This is a genomic window from Croceibacterium ferulae, from assembly GCF_003660445.1.
Lineage (GTDB): Bacteria > Pseudomonadota > Alphaproteobacteria > Sphingomonadales > Sphingomonadaceae > Croceibacterium > Croceibacterium ferulae.
Map to the genome: position 1 here is coordinate 301,104 of NZ_QZVQ01000003.1, position 15,920 is coordinate 317,023.

At 68.5% G+C, this 15,920-nt stretch carries 14 protein-coding genes; 8 read left to right on the forward strand and 6 right to left on the reverse strand.

The annotated features are described in order from the left end of the window. Positions 1–31: 31 nt before the first annotated feature. Positions 32–421 carry a cupin domain-containing protein gene (locus tag D5S08_RS04490; protein ID WP_121116249.1) on the forward strand — a complete coding sequence of 130 codons (390 nt, stop codon included), beginning with the start codon at positions 32–34 and terminating at the stop codon, positions 419–421. A gap of 4 nt (positions 422–425) precedes the next feature. Here D5S08_RS04490 and D5S08_RS04495 read toward each other — a convergent pair whose 3' ends face one another. From D5S08_RS04495 to D5S08_RS04510, 4 genes are all read right to left on the reverse strand, one after another. After that, positions 426–1,991, reverse strand: coding sequence for a carboxylesterase/lipase family protein (locus D5S08_RS04495; RefSeq protein ID WP_121115945.1), 1,566 nt, complete (start codon positions 1,989–1,991; stop codon positions 426–428). Continuing rightward, on the reverse strand, positions 1,978–3,012 hold the full coding sequence (locus D5S08_RS04500) for a sugar kinase (protein ID WP_121115947.1): 1,035 nt from the start codon (positions 3,010–3,012) through the stop codon (positions 1,978–1,980). Before D5S08_RS04500 ends, D5S08_RS04495 begins: the two co-directional genes overlap by 14 nt. Beyond that, positions 3,009–3,776: a 2-dehydro-3-deoxy-D-gluconate 5-dehydrogenase KduD gene (gene kduD, locus D5S08_RS04505; protein ID WP_121115948.1), complete on the reverse strand. Its 768-nt coding sequence runs from the start codon at positions 3,774–3,776 to the stop codon at positions 3,009–3,011. The genes D5S08_RS04500 and kduD overlap by 4 nt, the downstream gene beginning before the upstream one ends. 62 nt (positions 3,777–3,838) lie before the next feature. Further along, positions 3,839–4,852, reverse strand: a complete 1,014-nt coding sequence (locus D5S08_RS04510; RefSeq protein WP_121116251.1) for a LacI family DNA-binding transcriptional regulator — start codon at positions 4,850–4,852, stop codon at positions 3,839–3,841. 161 nt (positions 4,853–5,013) lie between these two features. On the opposite strand from D5S08_RS04510, the gene D5S08_RS04515 reads away from it, so the two are divergent. From D5S08_RS04515 to D5S08_RS04530, 4 genes are all read left to right on the forward strand, one after another. Beyond that, positions 5,014–5,805, forward strand: coding sequence for a 2-keto-4-pentenoate hydratase (locus tag D5S08_RS04515; RefSeq protein ID WP_121115950.1), 792 nt, complete (start codon positions 5,014–5,016; stop codon positions 5,803–5,805). Positions 5,806–5,945: 140 nt separating this feature from the next. After that, a complete protein-coding gene (locus tag D5S08_RS04520) occupies positions 5,946–7,085 on the forward strand; it encodes a fumarylacetoacetate hydrolase family protein (protein WP_121115952.1) in 1,140 nt (379 codons plus the stop codon). Beyond that, positions 7,082–7,819 carry a D-xylose 1-dehydrogenase gene (gene xylB / locus D5S08_RS04525; RefSeq protein ID WP_121115954.1) on the forward strand — a complete coding sequence of 246 codons (738 nt, stop codon included), beginning with the start codon at positions 7,082–7,084 and terminating at the stop codon, positions 7,817–7,819. The genes D5S08_RS04520 and xylB overlap by 4 nt, the downstream gene beginning before the upstream one ends. 4 nt (positions 7,820–7,823) lie before the next feature. After that, on the forward strand, positions 7,824–8,666 hold the full coding sequence (locus tag D5S08_RS04530) for an aldose 1-epimerase (protein WP_121116253.1): 843 nt from the start codon (positions 7,824–7,826) through the stop codon (positions 8,664–8,666). A 30-nt stretch (positions 8,667–8,696) separates the two neighbouring features. Here D5S08_RS04530 and D5S08_RS04535 read toward each other — a convergent pair whose 3' ends face one another. Next, complete coding sequence (locus D5S08_RS04535) at positions 8,697–8,990, reverse strand: hypothetical protein (RefSeq protein ID WP_121115956.1); 294 nt, start codon at positions 8,988–8,990, stop codon at positions 8,697–8,699. Positions 8,991–9,101: 111 nt separating this feature from the next. On the opposite strand from D5S08_RS04535, the gene D5S08_RS04540 reads away from it, so the two are divergent. After that, entirely contained in the window at positions 9,102–10,121 is a 1,020-nt protein-coding gene (locus tag D5S08_RS04540; RefSeq protein ID WP_121115958.1) for a hypothetical protein, read from the forward strand. A gap of 65 nt (positions 10,122–10,186) precedes the next feature. Here the strand turns inward: D5S08_RS04540 and D5S08_RS04545 are convergent, their stop codons facing one another. Next, positions 10,187–13,270 (reverse strand): TonB-dependent receptor domain-containing protein, encoded by a 3,084-nt coding sequence (locus tag D5S08_RS04545; protein WP_121115960.1) that lies wholly within the window; start codon positions 13,268–13,270, stop codon positions 10,187–10,189. A gap of 245 nt (positions 13,271–13,515) precedes the next feature. On the opposite strand from D5S08_RS04545, the gene D5S08_RS04550 reads away from it, so the two are divergent. Then, the gene (locus D5S08_RS04550; RefSeq protein ID WP_121115962.1) at positions 13,516–14,022 is read left to right on the forward strand and encodes a hypothetical protein; all 507 of its coding nucleotides are present in this window, start codon (positions 13,516–13,518) and stop codon (positions 14,020–14,022) included. Positions 14,023–14,047: 25 nt separating this feature from the next. Then, on the forward strand, positions 14,048–15,892 hold the full coding sequence (locus tag D5S08_RS04555; protein ID WP_241557230.1) for a DUF885 domain-containing protein: 1,845 nt from the start codon (positions 14,048–14,050) through the stop codon (positions 15,890–15,892). Positions 15,893–15,920: the final 28 nt, after the last annotated feature.

The window sequence follows — 15,920 nt, forward strand, 5'->3', positions numbered from 1 at the left end:
CCTGCTGCTCGCCCTGGTGACTGCTCCGGCAATGGCGCAGGAGCAGCCCGCTACCGCGCCGCCCATGGTGGTGGTGCGCGAAAGCGAGGTGGAGGTGCGCGAACCGGTGCCGCATGGCGCCATCGGCATGTCCACCGCCTACCGCATCAGCGACGCCGCGCCGCAGCCACGCCGGATGGAGTTCCGCCGCCGCGTGCTGGATGTGGGTGCCGCCATCGGCGAGCATCCCATCAAGCATGACGAGGTCTATTACGTCACCGCGGGCGAGGGCGTCGTCATCTCGGATGGGGTGGAGGCGGCGCTGGAGCCGGGCATGGCCGCATATCTGTATGACGGCGCGGTGGTCGGCATCCGGCAGGTGGGCGAGGAGCCGCTGTCGCTGATCGTCGCCTATCCGGTCGATCCGCCGGCAGCGCAGTAGCCCTTCACGTTCCCGGCTGGATGTAGGGCCCCTTGGCCCACAGCTCCCGCTCCCACCTGCGCGGATCATCCACGCAGGCCGTGCGATCCTGCCCCACGACCAGCGTGGCGCGCGTCGGCAGGGTGTAGGGGCGCCACTCGGCCGAGCCGGGCTGCCCCGTCGCTGCAAGCGAGGTGAAGTCGCGCATCATCTGCCGGCTGATCTCCCGCGCGCGCGCATCCGTGCCGGACATGCTGCCCACCGCATCCAGCGTGCCGAACACATAGGGGATGTCGTCCGTGTGCCCGGCCCCGCGCAAGGGATCGACGGGGGAAGGGCGGTCCAGCTGATAGACCCAGGTGCGTTCCGCCTCGGCGGCAGCGCGGGCATCGGCCTCGATCACCTGCCCCGGCCAGCTGCGCCCGGCGGTCGTCGCGGCGTAGAACACCTGCTCGACCGTCCAGTCGGGATATTGCGCCCGGTACTGCGCCACCACCCAGCGCGGGTCGAGGTCGATCTTGATCTGCGGTGCCATCCGCTCCGCGATGTTGTCCCAGCGCAGCCCGGTCGCCACATCCCCGCGCGGGTTGATGAAGGCGCGGGTCTCCTGCGCGGTGTTGCCCAGGATCATCGGAATGTCGTGCGACTGCGCCGGCGCATCGGGCCAGAAGGGGTGCCGCGGCAGGTTCACCATGTCGAGCACCGGCCCGAAATAGACGCGCCCGCCCATGATCGGGTCCTGCGCCTGCAGCGCCTCCATCAGCCGTTCCACCGGCAGCGCCAGCAGTGCATCGGTGTCGCCCTCCGCCACGCCGGCTTTCGCCATGAAGGCGCGCATGCGGGCAGTGGCGTTGGCCGGGCCGGTGGCGGTGACCTGCTGGCCGCTCATGGTGGCGGCGGAATGGAACAGGCCGGCGGCGGCAGGCATCGCCATCAGCGTGGCGATCTTGGCACCGCCGCCTGACTGCCCGAACACCATCACCCGCGCCGGATCGCCGCCGAACGCCGCGATGTTGTCCCGCACCCATTGCAGCGCGCAGATCAGGTCGAGCTGACCCAGATTGCCACTGTCGGCAAAGCGTTCGCCCCACGGCGACAGCCAGCCATAGCCGAGCACGTTCAGCCGCTGGTTGACGGTGACGACCACCACATCGCCATCGGCAGCCAGATGCGGCCCCTGGGTCAAAGGGTCGGTGACGCTGCCGGTGGTGTAGGCCCCGCCATGGAAGTAGACCATCACCGGCCGGCGCGCAGCGGGCGCAACCTCCGGGGTCCAGACGTTGAGGAATAGGCAGTCCTCGCTCTGCGCCTCGTCCGTGTTGCCCTGCTGCGGGGCGACCGGGCCGAAGGCGGTGGCGGGCAGCGGGTCGCCGGTGAACGGCACCGCCGCGGGTGGTGCCCAGCGCGCGGCGGTGGCGTAGCGGATGCCGAGGAAGGCCGGCACGCGGCGGTCGATCAGCCCGGTATAGCGCCCAGCCTTCGGTGCCGCACCGCGCCGCCGCTGCGCCAGCGCCGGCCCGGCCGTCAGCGCCGCGCCCGCCATTCCGCCGGCCAGCACCGCGCGGCGCGTGACGCCCTCAACGCCGGACATCACCACCGCCGTCGAACGCCTCCAGCTCCGCCCGGGTGACCGCGATCGTGTCGCCCGGCACGCCGTGCTTCATCGCCGCCATCGCCAGCGCGCTGCGCGCCATCTCCCGCGCGCTGGCGCCTTCCAGATATCGCAGCAGCAGGCCGGCGGCGAAGGCATCGCCGGTGCCGATGCGATCGACGATGTTCTCGATCCGCATGTCGTCCGTCTGCCAATGATCGCCCCGCAGATCGACCCGCGCCGCCAACTCGTGCGTGGAGGCGGCAACCACGTGCCGAGCGGTGGAGGCGATCAGCTTCAGCCGGGGGAAAGCGGCGAAGGCCGCCTCCGCCGCGTGCCGCCGCCGGTCCGGTCCGTCGCCGCTGAACGTCTCGCCCAGCAGCAGGCTGATGTCGCGGTGATTGCCGATCAGCACCTCCGCTTCCGCCACCAGCCTGGTCAGGATGGCGCGCGGGTCGCTGTCCCAGGCGGACCACAAGTTGGAGCGGTAATTGCCGTCAAAGCAGATCGGTACGCCCGCGGCATTGGCGGCGGCGACCGCCGCTTCGGCCAGGGCCACGCCGGCCGGCCCCAATGCGGGGGTGATGCCGGAGATGTGCAGCAGCGCCGCCCCTTCCAGTGCGCCGGCGAAGTCGAATGCGTCCGGCGTGGCCCCGACGAAGGCGCTGTTCGCCCGGTCATAAGTGACCCGCCCCGCGATCGGCCCGGCCGGCGATTCGAAGAAGTACAGGCCCATGCGGCCTTCGCCGGAAACGATCCGGCTGATATCCACGCCCGCCGTGCCCAACGCGCCGCGCGCCATGTGCCCCAGCGGATTGTCGGGCACCAGGCTGACGCTGCGGACCGGCCGCCCCAGCGCGGACAGCGCGATGGCCACATTCGCCTCCGCCCCGCCGACATCGATGTTCAGGTGCGACGTCCGCGCCAGCGGCACCTGCCCCGGGGGGGACAGGCGCAGCAGCAGCTCGCCGAACGTGACGACCGGGGCCAAGGCAGGGGTGGTGGCGGAGGCTGAGCTCATCGGCCCATCCAGCCGCCATCGACTGTCAGGACATGGCCCTGCACATAATCGGATGCCTTGCTGGCCAGGAACACGGCCGCACCGCCGATATCCTCCGGCGCGCCCCAGCGGCCTTCGGGGATCCGCTCCAGGATCTGGCGGTTGCGCGTCTCGTCCGCCTGCAGGGCGGCGGTGTTGTTGGTGGCGATGTAGCCGGGGGCAATGGCGTTCACGTTGATGCCCTTGGCCGCCCATTCATTGGCCAGCAGCTTGGTCAGGCCGGCCACGCCGCTCTTGCTGGCGGTATAGCTGGGCACGCGGATGCCGCCTTGGAAGGACAGCAGCGATGCCACGTTGATGATCTTGCCGCGCTGCCCCGTCTGGCCGGACCAGCCGGTCATGTGCCGCGCCGCCGCCTGGCACAGGAAGAACAGCGTCTTCAGGTTGGTGTCCATCACCGCGTCCCAGTCGGCTTCGGTGAAGTCCAGCGAGTCGGCGCGGCGGATGATGCCGGCATTGTTGACCAGGATGTCCAGCCGCCCCAGCTTCGACACGACCGTGCCGACCACTTCGGTCACCGGCCCGACGGAGGACAGGTCCGCCCCCACCAGCTCGCACCGGCGGCCCATCGACCGCACCTTGGCGGCGGTCTCGGTTGCCTCGCTGCGGCCCACGGCGGCGATATCCGCGCCGGCGGCAGCCAGCGCCAGTGCGATGCCCTGGCCGATGCCGGTATTGGCGCCGGTCACCAGCGCCACGCGGCCGGTCAGATCGAACAATGCCATGCTACTTCTTCTCCAAGGAAACCGGTGTCACGAAACAGTGTAGGCGCTATGCCGGCGGCAGATCAACCCGCACGCTGCGCCACGGACGCGCGGCTGACCAGATCGGCGGGGAAGCGGCTCGGCTCTTCCCCCGCGATGTCCGGGCGGATCAGCTTCAGCGCGGCCGCCCGCGCCATCGGGCGGATCGGCCAGCGCACGGTGGTCATCGGCGGCCAGATATGCGCGGCGATCGGCGCATCGTCGAACCCGATCAGCGACAGATCGTCCGGCACCTGCAGGCCGCGGGTGCGCGCGGTGTGCAGCGCGCCGGCGGCCATCTCGTCATTGCTGCAGAAGATCGCGGTCGGCCGGTCCGCCACGTCCAGCAACGCCTCCGCCCCGGCCACGCCCGATGCGAAGCGATAGCTGCCCTGCGTCACCAGCTCGTCCGGCACGGCCAGCCCATGCCGTGCCATCGCTTCCCGGAAGCCGGTTGCCCGCTCATGCGCCGAGCGGAAGCCGACCGGGCCCAGGATCAGGCCGATGCGGCGATGGCCCTGCGCTACCAGGTGATCGACCGCGCCGGCGACCGCCTCCCGGTCGTTCGATCCCACCGCATGCGCCGGTTCGTCCAGCTGCGCGCTGCCCATCCGGACATAGCCGCAGCCCAGCTGCGCGCACATCTGCGCCAGGTCGTCATTCTCGCTGATGGGCGGCAGGAACAGCACCCCGAACAGGCGCTGGCGTTCGATGAAGCGGCGGCAATCATCCACCAGCGTGGGCGAGTGGCGATCCACCGGGCGCACCACCAGCGCGAAATCCATGTCGCGGATCACGTCCAGGATACCTTCCTGCACGTTCAGCACGGTCTGCGCATTGGGGTTGTCGTGCAGCAGGCCGATCAGGAAATTGCGCCGCAGCGCCAGCGCGCGGGCCTGCGGATTGGGCACATAGCCCAGCTCCGCGATGACCCGGGCCACCTTGTCGCGCGTGTCGGTGCGCAGCAACGGGGAAGCGTTGATGACGCGGCTGACCGTCTTTTTGGAGACGCCCGCCACCCGCGCGACGTCGTTGATCGTCGGCTGCCCCTTGCTCATCGGCTTGTCATGTTCTCCCACCAGGCAGTCATAGCCATGCTTTGCCACCGCCGACAATCGCCATCCGCATGTGCGGTGCGGTCGCGCGACAAAGTTTTTGACACCGGTTTCCGGCTGATCCATGCCGCGCGTTCAAGCAGGATTGGGAAGGGATTATCGCCATGTCGGGCGACAACACTAACAAGCAGGCGATCGCACGCGCCTTTGTCGATGCACGCCGCAGCGGAACTGCGCTCGCCACCTATCCGGGGGAGCGGCCAGCCACGCTGGCACAGGCTTACGAGATCCAGGACGCAGCGCTGGAACTGTGGGGCGAACGGCAGATCGGCGGCTGGAAGGTCGGCAAGGTGCCGCCGCAGCATCAGCAGGCGCTGGGTGCGGACCGGCTGGCCGGGCCGATCTTCGCCGATACGGTGGTCGAGGCGGCCGAGGGGCTGACGCTGCCGATCTTCGCCGGCGGCTTTGCCGCGGCGGAGGCGGAGTTCATGCTGCGGCTCGCCCCGCCCGCCGGCGCCACCACGCCGCCCGCCACCAATGAAGAGGCCCGCCAGTGGGTCGACCAGGTGCGGCTGGGGATCGAGATCGCCTCCTCCCCATGGAAGGGCATCAATGATGACGGTCCCTGCGTGACCGTCGCCGACCATGGCAACAATCACGGCCTGGTGCTTGGCCCCGTGCTGCCCGAAGGCGAGTGGGACGCGATCGACAGCATCGAGGTCGGCGTGTTCTTCGATGGCGCGCATGTGAACAGCGCCACCACCGCCACCATGCTGGACGGCCCGTTCGGCGCGGTGCGGTTCCTCATCGCCAACCTGATGGCCCGCGGCATCGCGCCGCAGGCCGGCTGGTGGGTCTCCAGCGGAGCGGTGACCGGGGTGCATGAAGTGGCCTCGGGCACGCTGGTGCGCGCCACCTTCGGTGCCGCCGACGCGGTGGAGGTGACGGTCGACTGACCTGTCAGGCGCGGATTGCAGCCGCTTCCGGAAGATCGGCTGCAATTCGCGGTTGAGCCGCGTTGGTGATAGCGTTATCAAACCTCCGAGTAATAGGTTGGCTGCCACGCGATGCGCAGCCCGATTGTGGGAGAGGGTGAATGATGGCTTTCGATCCGGCAGCCCTGCCGGATGACCATGCGGATGCGGTGCTGGCCGGGCGGGTGATGCTCGCCGACGGTCCGGTGCCGGTGATCCTGCGCGGCGGACAGGTGCATGACGTGTCCGCGACCGCCCCGACCACCGCCGACCTGTTCGACCTGCCGAATGCGGCGGGGGTGGACGGCCCGGTGCTGTGCAGCGTGGAGCAGTTGACGATCGGCGGCGGCGAGTTCGAGCTGCTCGCCCCGATCGACCTGCAATGCGTCAAGGCCTGCGGCGTCACCTTCGCCGTCTCTGCGATCGAGCGGGTGATCGAGGAACGCGCGCGCGGCGATGCCGGCGCAGCAGCGGCGATCCGGGCCGAGCTGGAGGAACGCGTCGGCGGCGGCATCCGCAATGTGGAGCCGGGCAGCGAGCCGGCCGCACGGCTGAAGGCCGCCCTGATCGAGGCGGGCATGTGGTCGCAATATCTGGAGGTCGCGATCGGCCCGGATGCGGAGGTCTTCACCAAGGCGCCGGTCCTGTCCAGCGTGGGCTGGGGCGCGCCCGTCGGCATCCGTTCCGATTCCAGCTGGAACAATCCGGAACCCGAAATCGTCCTGATCGCCAATGCGGCGGGCGACGTGGTCGGCGCGACGCTGGGCAATGACGTCAATCTGCGCGACTTTGAAGGGCGCAGCGCGCTGCTGCTGGGCAAGGCGAAGGACAACAACGCCTCCTGCGCGATCGGCCCCTTCGTGCGCCTGTTCGACGACCGCTACACTATCGACGATGTCCGTAATGCGGAGCTGGATCTGGTGATCGACGGGCCTGAAGGCTACCGCCTGCAGGGTCACAGCTCCATGCAGCAGATCAGCCGCGATCCGCTGGACCTGGTGCGCCAGACCTTGTCGGAACATCAATATCCGGACGGCTTCACCCTGTTCCTGGGCACTTTGTTCGCGCCGGTGCAGGATCGTGACGATCCGGGCCGCGGCTTCACGCACAAGGTGGGCGACGTGGTGCGGATCACCACCCCGAAACTGGGCACGCTGCAGAACCCGGTCACCACTTCGGCCGATGCCGCTCCGTGGAGCTTCGGCATCCGCGACCTGTTCCGCACGCTGGCGACACGCCAGGCGCAGGTTCCCGCGGCATGAGCGGCGCGACCTATCCCAGCCTCCGGGGCAAACGCGTGCTGGTGACCGGCGGCGGGTCGGGCATCGGCGCCGGTGTCGTGGAAGGCTTCGTGGCGCAGGGCGCAGCTGTCACCTTCTTCGACATCGCGCAGGAGGATTCCGAAGCGCTGGTGGCGCAGCTGGACGGCAAGCCCGTGTTCGAACGGGTCGACCTGACGCGGATCGACGAGGTGCGCGAAGCGATCGCCCGGCTGGGCCCGTTCGACGTGCTGGTCAACAATGCCGCCAATGACGACCGCCACCAGGTGGCCGACGTGACGGAGGAGTACTGGGACAACCGCATCGCGGTGAACCTGAAGCACACCTTCTTCTGCGCGCAGGCGGTGATCCCGGCCATGCAGCAGGCCGGCGGCGGCGCGATCATCAATCTGGGCTCCATCTCCTGGCATCTGGGCCTGCCCGATCTGGCGCTGTACCAGACCTGCAAGGCCGCCATCGAGGGCCTGACCCGCAGCCTGGCGCGCGATTTCGGGCGCGACAACATTCGCGTCACCAGCGTGATCCCCGGCAACGTCCGCACTCCGCGCCAGCTGCAATGGTACACGCCCGAAGGCGAGGCGGAGATCGTCGCCGCGCAATGCATGGACGGCCGCCTGCTGCCGCCGGACATCGCCGCCATGGTGATGTTCCTGGCATCGGACGATGCCCGGCTGGTGACGGGGCACAGCTACTTCGTGGATGCCGGCTGGCGCTGACGCGATGCGGCTGACCGCTCACGACTGGACCCTGGAGCTGAGCCCCCGGCTGGGCGGCAGCATCCTGGCGCTGGAGCAAGCGGGCCGGGCCGTGCTGCGCCCCGGCGGCACCGATGCGGCACATCCGCTGGAGACCGCATGTTTCCCGCTGGTGCCTTACGCCAACCGCATTGCGCAGGGGCGCTTCACCCATGACGGGGAGAGCCACGAACTGCCGCGCAATTTCGGCGCCGATCATCCGCACACGCTGCACGGCACCGGCTGGCTGCGTGCGTGGACGGTCGCCGCGCAGGGGGCGGACAGCGTGGTGCTGGCGTACGAACATGCCGGCGACGTCCACTGGCCCTGGCCTTTCGCGGCGGAGCAGCGCTTCACCCTGGCGCCCGGCAGCATGATCCTGGAGCTGTCGGTGCGATCATTGGCGGACGGGCCGGTGCCGGCGGGGCTGGGGCTGCACCCCTATTTTCCGTGTGACGACGCCACCCGGCTGACGATGGCGACCGGACAGGCCTGGCTGGCCGACGCGGACGATCTGCGCACCGATCCCGTACCTCTCGACCGTTTCGGCGACTGGCATGCAGGTGCGCCGGTGCGCGGCGACACCCTGATCGACAACAGCTACTCCGGGTGGGACGGACAGGCGCGGATCAGGCAGCGGGATCACGTGCTGGACCTGTCCGCCACCGGCGCGCCCGATTGCCACCTGTACCGCCCGCCTGGCGGTGACTTCTTCTGCCTGGAGCCGGTCAGCCACCTGCCCGATGCGATCAATCGCGAGGGGATGGCGCTGCTAGCACCCGGTGAAACGCAGACACTGGGCCTGACGCTGACGATCACGGATCGCTGAACGGCCGGAACGCCGCGCTTGGACGATGCCTCAGTTGCCGAGCGACCCCGTCCGGCCCCGATCGATCATGGCCTGGCTGCTGGACTGCGCGGCTTCGGCGATGCGGGTCCATTCCGCGACGGTGCGACATTCGCGCCGGCTGGGGATCATTGACCCGGTATTGGCGAAACGCTTGCAGATGCGCTTGTTCGGGTCGGCCGCCGGCTCCGGCGCGGCGGCGGGGGCCGGTGCCGTGGCGGCTTGCGGTGCGGCGGCCGGCTGCGCCGCAGCCTGGGCGGGTGCGGCGGCGAGAGTCAGCACGCCGGCGGCAAGAAAGGTCAGCATGGTCGCTCCTTCATCTGAACAGGTGGAGCAATAGAACACGAGCCGCGCGCGAAGGCAAAAGCCAATCGCCGCCCCCTGTTCGACCGGCCGCGACCGTGGCATCGCTGCCGCATGACAAGCAGACCTGCCCCCGTGCGCGACCCTGACTGGCTGGTGCATCGCTATGACGCGGTGGGCGATGCGTTTCACTACATTCCGGCGCCGCGGGACTTGCGCAGCCGCGCGGTGTTCCTGACCGATGCGGAGCTGGGCGCCCCGGCGCAGGCGCCTGTGCCGGTGGCGCGCATGCGGGCGATGGCGGGGATGGCCGCGAAGGAGGCGGACGCGCCGCTGCGGCTGATCGTGCATTCGGCCTTCTGCTGCTCCACGCTACTGGCCCGCGCCTTCGACCTGCCGGGCATCGCCCATGCGTTGAAGGAGCCGGTCGTGCTGAATGACCTTGCTGGATGGCGCCGCCGGGGCGGAGCGCCGCGAGAGGTGGCGGCGCGGCTGGATGACACACTGCGGCTGCTGGCGGCACCTGTGCCAGCGGGCGAGGCGCTGGTGGTGAAACCCTCCAATGCGGTGAACGCGCTGACCATGGCGATGCTGGCGCTGCGGCCGGACGCATGCGCCATCCTGCTGCACGCGCCCTTGCCGACCTTTCTGGCGTCCGTCGCATCGAAGGGGCTGGAAGGCCGCCTGTGGGTGCGTGAATTGTGGACCAAGCTGGCGGCGGACGGCCTGACCGAACTGGCGGTGGAGCCGGCCGATCCGCTGCGGCACAGCGACCTGCAGATCGCTGCGCTGGGCTGGCTGGCGCAGCACCGGCTGTTCGGCCAGATCGCCGCCCGCTTCGGCGGCCGAGTGCGCACGCTGGACAGCGCCACGCTGCTGGCGCAGCCGGAACGCGCACTGGCGGCGGCGGCGGAGCTGTTCCGGCTGCGGGTGGATGCCGCCGCGATCGCCGCCGGACCGGCCTTTGCCCGCCATTCCAAGACCGGCGAAGGCTTCGGCGCGGGCGAGCGGACGGCGGTGCATGATGCCGCGCGCGCGGCGCACGGGCCGGAGATCGCGCTGGTGACGCAATGGGCGCACGCCGTGGCCGCTGCCAACGGCATCGCCATGGATCTGCTACAGCCGCTCGGCTGACATGAAAAAGGGCGGCCCTGTTGCCAGGACCGCCCCCTTTCAGATTGCCTCGGGCAAACCGCGGATCAGAACCGCAGGCGCGCGCCCAGCAGGAACCGGCGACCGATCGGATCATAGGTCGACGGGAAGGTGTTGCCGCTGTTGTAGGCGGTCGCACCGATGGTGTTGCCCACCAGCGGCGGATCCTTGTCGAACACGTTGGACACGGCCAGCGTGTAGGTCAGGTGGTCGCCATGCTGGTACCGCAGCGACAGGTCGAAGATGTCGTAGGCATCGATGCGGTTGAAGTCGAAATCGTCGCCGCCCATGCCGTCCACCGGGCCGGTGTAGGCTGCTTCATCGGGATCGTTGGCGAATTCGTACTCCATGCTGCTCAGGTGACGCCACAGGAACGAGACGTCCAGGGCATCGAAGGTCAGCGTGGTGCGCTGCGACCAGCTGAATTCCGGCTGCAGCGAACCGCAGTTGACGGAATACAGGCCAACGCAATCGCGGTTGAGGCTATCGACCGAGGTCACATTGGCGTTGAACGTGTTCTTGTTCGTCCAGTTGCCGATGAAGCCCAGCGACAGGCCGAACCAGTCGAAGTCGCGGGTGTAGTTCACCACCAGGTCGATACCGTCGGTCTCCAGCCGGCCCAGGTTGGACAGGCCGATCGGCAGGCCCGGCGTGGTGCCGTAATCACCCGACAGCGACCCGTCGATCGGGTTGCGGCGGATGGCGGTGCAGGCCGGGTTGCTGGTGCTGAGATTGACGTCGAAGCAGGCGCTGATCACGTCGCCCGGGGTGGGCGAGCTGACGGCGTCCGTCACCACGATGTTGTAGTAATCGACGGTGGCGTTGAAGCCCTGCAGGAAGTCGGGCTGCAGCACCACGCCCACGGTCCAGCTGTCCGACGTTTCCGGCTGCAGGTTCAGGTTGCCGCCGCCGATGGTGTTGGCCTGGCCGGAGGTCGGCACCGCGATGGCGCCGATCACGCCCGCCGGGGCACCCTGAGCGATACAGACATCGCGCAGCGCACCGGTGGGAACCGGACGGCCCGGGATGGGTGCGCCGGCATCGGTCAGGTTGGCGCAGGGATCGTCCGACAGGTTGGTCAGAACGGTGTTCACCGGACTGAACAGTTCGGAGATGTTCGGCGCGCGGACCGCACGGTTGAACACGCCGCGGACGGTCAGGCCATAGACCGGTTCCCAACGACCGCCGACCTTCCAGGTCGTGGTGGAATAGGTCGGGCTGGACGGCGCATCCACGCGGTAGTCGGAATAGCGGATGCCGCCTTCCAGCTGCAGCGTCTCGAAGAACGGCCGGTCGGCTACGAGCGGTACGATGACCTCGCCGATCGCCTCCCACACGTCATAACCGCCATTGATGTTCGGGCTCGCGCCGCCGGCGCCACCCAGATCACCCGATTCGGACAGCGAATCGGACAGGCTGGATGCGTCGTACTTGCGATATTCGCCCGCCACCGCGAAGCTGACCTGCTCGGTCGCCAGGGGCGAACCGAAGCCGGCGCCGCCGGAGATGGCCGCATGGGCCTGGAACTGCGACACATTGGTCTGCGAGATGCTGGTGCCGGTCAGGAAGTCGACTGCTTCCGGCGTGATCGCACCCTCCGGGCCGAAGAAGTTGACCGGGATACAGCCACCGGTTTCGTCCTGGCAGATGGCGCTGCCGTCGGCTCCACGGGAAACCAGCAGCGACTGCGCCACACGCGAATTCAGCGTGTAGCCCTGGATCAGCTGCTTGTTCTCGCTTTCGCCATACGTACCATAGATGTCGTATTGCAGGTCGGCGGTGATGTTGCCGCGCACGCCGGCGCGGTAGTCGAAGAAGGTGGTCGTGTATTCGGAGATACGCGGGCCGACTTCCGTGGCGCGACGGGACAGAGAGGTGTTCGCCTCGCGGTAGGCCGCATCACCCGGGTTGGCGGTTGCTGCCGCATCGCATTCCGCCTGCGTGTACAGCGGCGAATAGCCGGCGCCCGAGTTGGTATCGAAGCCGCAGAAGGCGTTGCGTTGCGCGGTCGTCAGGAAAGGATTGTTCAGGCTGACTGCGACGGGGATGCCGAAGGCGCCCGACGGGGCGATGATCGTGCTGACCGTGTTCTTGGAGAACAGCGCGCGATTGTACACTTCGACGCTGTCGGAAATTTCGTAATTCGCGGCAGCATAGGTGTTGAAGCGTTCGAACGGCGTCTGGAAGATGTTGTCCGGATTGAAGTTGAACGGATCGTACTCTGCAGTCTGGCGGAAGGCGGTGCCGTCCGCGGTGATCTGGCGCGTACCCTGCACGATCGCGCCGCCGATGATCGCATCGGCGCCGGTGGGATTCACATTGCCGAAACGCGACGGGACCGAGGTGCCCGAGCCGCCGACGCCGCCGGTGAAGGAGTCGATCTGCTCCAGCGAGATGTCGCGGTTGCCCTGGAACACCGGGTCCACCGACTGGTAGCCGATCGACAGCACGGCATTGCCGCGATTGTCGTCGAAGTTGGCGCCCACGGTCAGGTCGGCGCGGAAGCTCTTGCCGTCACCTGCTTCGGGAATGCCGCCGGTGACGTTCAGGTCGATGCCGGCGAAATCGGTGCGGGTGATGAAGTTGACGACGCCGGTGATCGCGTCCGCACCATAGGTGGTGGAGGCGCCGCCGGTCAGCGTCTCGGCCCGCTGGACCAGGGCCAGCGGGATGTTGTTGAGGTCGAACTGGCCCGCCAGCGTGCCCGGGGTCAGGCGCACGCCATCCAGCAGCACCAGGTTGCGGTTGGAACCGAGGCCGCGCAGGTTGACGAAGGACGCGCCGCCATTGCCGTTGTTCACGGCCGAACCGATGGAGGGAACGACGCCCGGCAGTTCGCGCAGCAGCTCTTCGGCCAGGGTGGCCTGCTGCAGGTCGATCTCGTCCGAGCCGATCACGTTGACCGGGTTGGCGGCCAGCAGATTCGGGTTGCTGATCAGCGATCCGGTAACGACGATGGCGTTGCCGCTGGAGATGGTCTCGTCCTGCGGTGTGACCTGTGCACTGGCGGTGTTGGGGGTGCCCGTGACGTTCTCGGTCGTCTGCGGTGCGACTTGCGCGAAGGCCGGGGTGGCGAAGGCGCCCACCAGCAGGGTCGAAGCAAGCAGCTTCTGACGCGTCAGCTTCCTCATGAGTTCGAAGTCCCTTTTGTTCGCGGCGGTCCGTCCCTGTTGCGGCCGCGCGGGTGATCGCGTTTTCGAGCGACTGGTAACGAGTGTATTGATTTTCCGCACTTGCGAGCAATGAGATTTCGCGGATAGTATCATCTTACACAAGATAGTGGCATTTGCGTCACACAACCGTCATGTGTGGCTTGCGCGTTACAGCGCGGAAAGGTGATCGGATGCGGTGCAGCCCCGGCAGAACACTTGTTGCGATGATGGTGGTTGCGGCGACGCCACAGGTGTGGGCGCAGGATGCCACAGCCGATCCCGCGGCGTCGGCGCTGATCGCCGAACTGGCCGCCTGCCGCCCGCTGACGGACGATGCGCAGCGGCTGTCCTGTCTGGATCGCGCGGCCGCCGCGCTGGTCGATGCGCAGGCCGCGAACCAGGTGGTGCTGGTGGACCGCGCGGCCGTGCGCGATGCCAAGCGCGCCGTGTTCGGTTTCTCCTTGCCCGAGATCCGGTTGTTCCAGGGCGGCGGGGAGGACGAGGCGGAGGAAGTCCGCTCCCTGTCCGGCACGCTGGCGCAGGTGCGCCCGTTCTCTCGCGGGCTGCATCTGTTCGTGCTGGACGACGGGTCGCAATGGCAGACCACCGAAGCCCGGACCAACTTCTTCCCGCGCGCCGGCGATCCGTTCACGATCACCGCCGGGGCGCTGGGCAGCTACAATGCGCGGGTGGATGGCAGCCGCAGCATCAGCGTCAAGCGGGTCAACTGACCCGGCAATCAGGTTAAAGGAACAGATGATGGGTGTCGTGGCGAAATATGGGGCCGGACTGCTGGCGGCGGCGGCGATCTTCGCATTGCCGGTGGCGGCGCAGCAGGCAGGCAGCACGCCTGCCCCGGCGGCGCCGACGGGTGCGGCAGCGGAGGACGCGCGGCTCAACGCCTTTCTTGACGCAGCCTTCGATGCCTCGCTCGCGCTCAGCCCTGAAAGCATGACCAGCCTGGGGTTGAAGACCGAATACGACCGGCTGGACGATTACACCGATGCCGGCGCCGCCCGCGCGCTGGCCCTGCGCGAAAGCCAGCTGGCGCAGTTGCGGCGGGACTTCGATCCCGCGCGGCTCGGCCCCGAAGGCCGGGTCAGCTATCGCCTGTTCGAACAGGCGGTGGAGCAGGACCGGCGCCAGTTCGCCTGGCGCGATCACGGCTTCCCCGTGTCCACCAATGGCAGCCCGGCGGGCGAGATCCCGGTGTTCCTGATCAACCAGCACCGGGTGGAGAATGTGGAGGATGCGCGCGCCTACATCGCCCGCATCGTGGATGCGGAGCGGGTGATGGGCGAGGTCGCAGGCCAGATCCGCAGTCAGGCGCAGAAGGGCATCGTGCCGCCGAAGATGGTGTTCGAGCCCGCCCGCGCCGATGCCGAGCTGGTCATCACCGGCGCGCCGTTCGATGATGGCGCGGACAGCACCGTGCTGGCCGACTTCCGCGAGAAGGTGACCGCGCTGGAGCTGGATGCCGCCACGCGCGACACGCTGGTGGCGGAAGCGAGCGCGGCGCTGGCCGGGCCGTTCCGTCGGGGCTTCGACACGCTGTTCGCCGCGCTGGACGCGGTGGAGCCGCTGGCGACCGGCAACAATGGCGCGTGGAGCCTGCCCGATGGCGGCGACTACTATCAGGCGCGGCTGGCCTATTACACGACCACCGACATGACGGCCGAGCAGATCCATCAGCTGGGTCTGGACCAGGTGGCGGCAATCCGGGCGGAGATGGACGCGGCGCGCCAGCAGATGGGCTATGCCGGCACGCTGGACGAGCTGATCGCCGCGGTGCGCACCGATCCGCAATACCGCTTCCCCAACGATGACAGCGGCAAGGAACAGTATCTGACCGAGTCCCGCGCCGTGATCGCGAAGATCATGGCGAAGGCGCCGGAATATTTCCACCGCCTGCCGGAGGCTGCGCTGGAAGTGCGCGCGGTGGAGCCGTGGCGGCAGGAAACCGCCTCCGTCGCGTTCTACAACCGGCCGGCTCCGGACGGTTCGCGCCCCGGCATCTTCTACGTCAACTTGGCAGACATGACGCAGGTGTCGCGCCTGCAGGTGGAAAGCATTGCCGCGCATGAAGGCGCGCCGGGGCACCATTTCCAGATCGCCCGCGCGCAGGAACTGCCCGGCCTGCCCAAGTTCCGCCGCTTCGGCTTCTATGGCAGCTATATCGAAGGGTGGGGGCTCTACAGCGAACGGCTGGCCGGCGAGATGGGCCTGTACCAGACGCCGGAGGCACGCTTCGGCATGCTGTCGCTGCAGATGTGGCGCGCGATCCGCATGGTGGTGGACACCGGCATGCACGCCAAGCGCTGGACCCGCGAGCAGGCGATCGACTACTTCCGGGCCAATTCCCCGGTGTCGGAGCGCGACATCGCCAAGGAGATCGACCGCTACCTCAACAATCCCGGGCAGGCGACCAGCTACATGGTCGGCCAGCTGCACATCGCCGGCCTGCGCAAGAAGGCGGAAGCTGCGCTCGGCGAGCGGTTCGACCTGCGCGACTTCCACGAGGTGGTGCTGGGCAATGGCTCCGTTCCGCTGGAAGTGCTGACCGAGCAGGTGGATGCCTACATCGCAGGCAAGCAGGCCTGAATGTCGGGGCGCGGTGGTGATGGCCGCC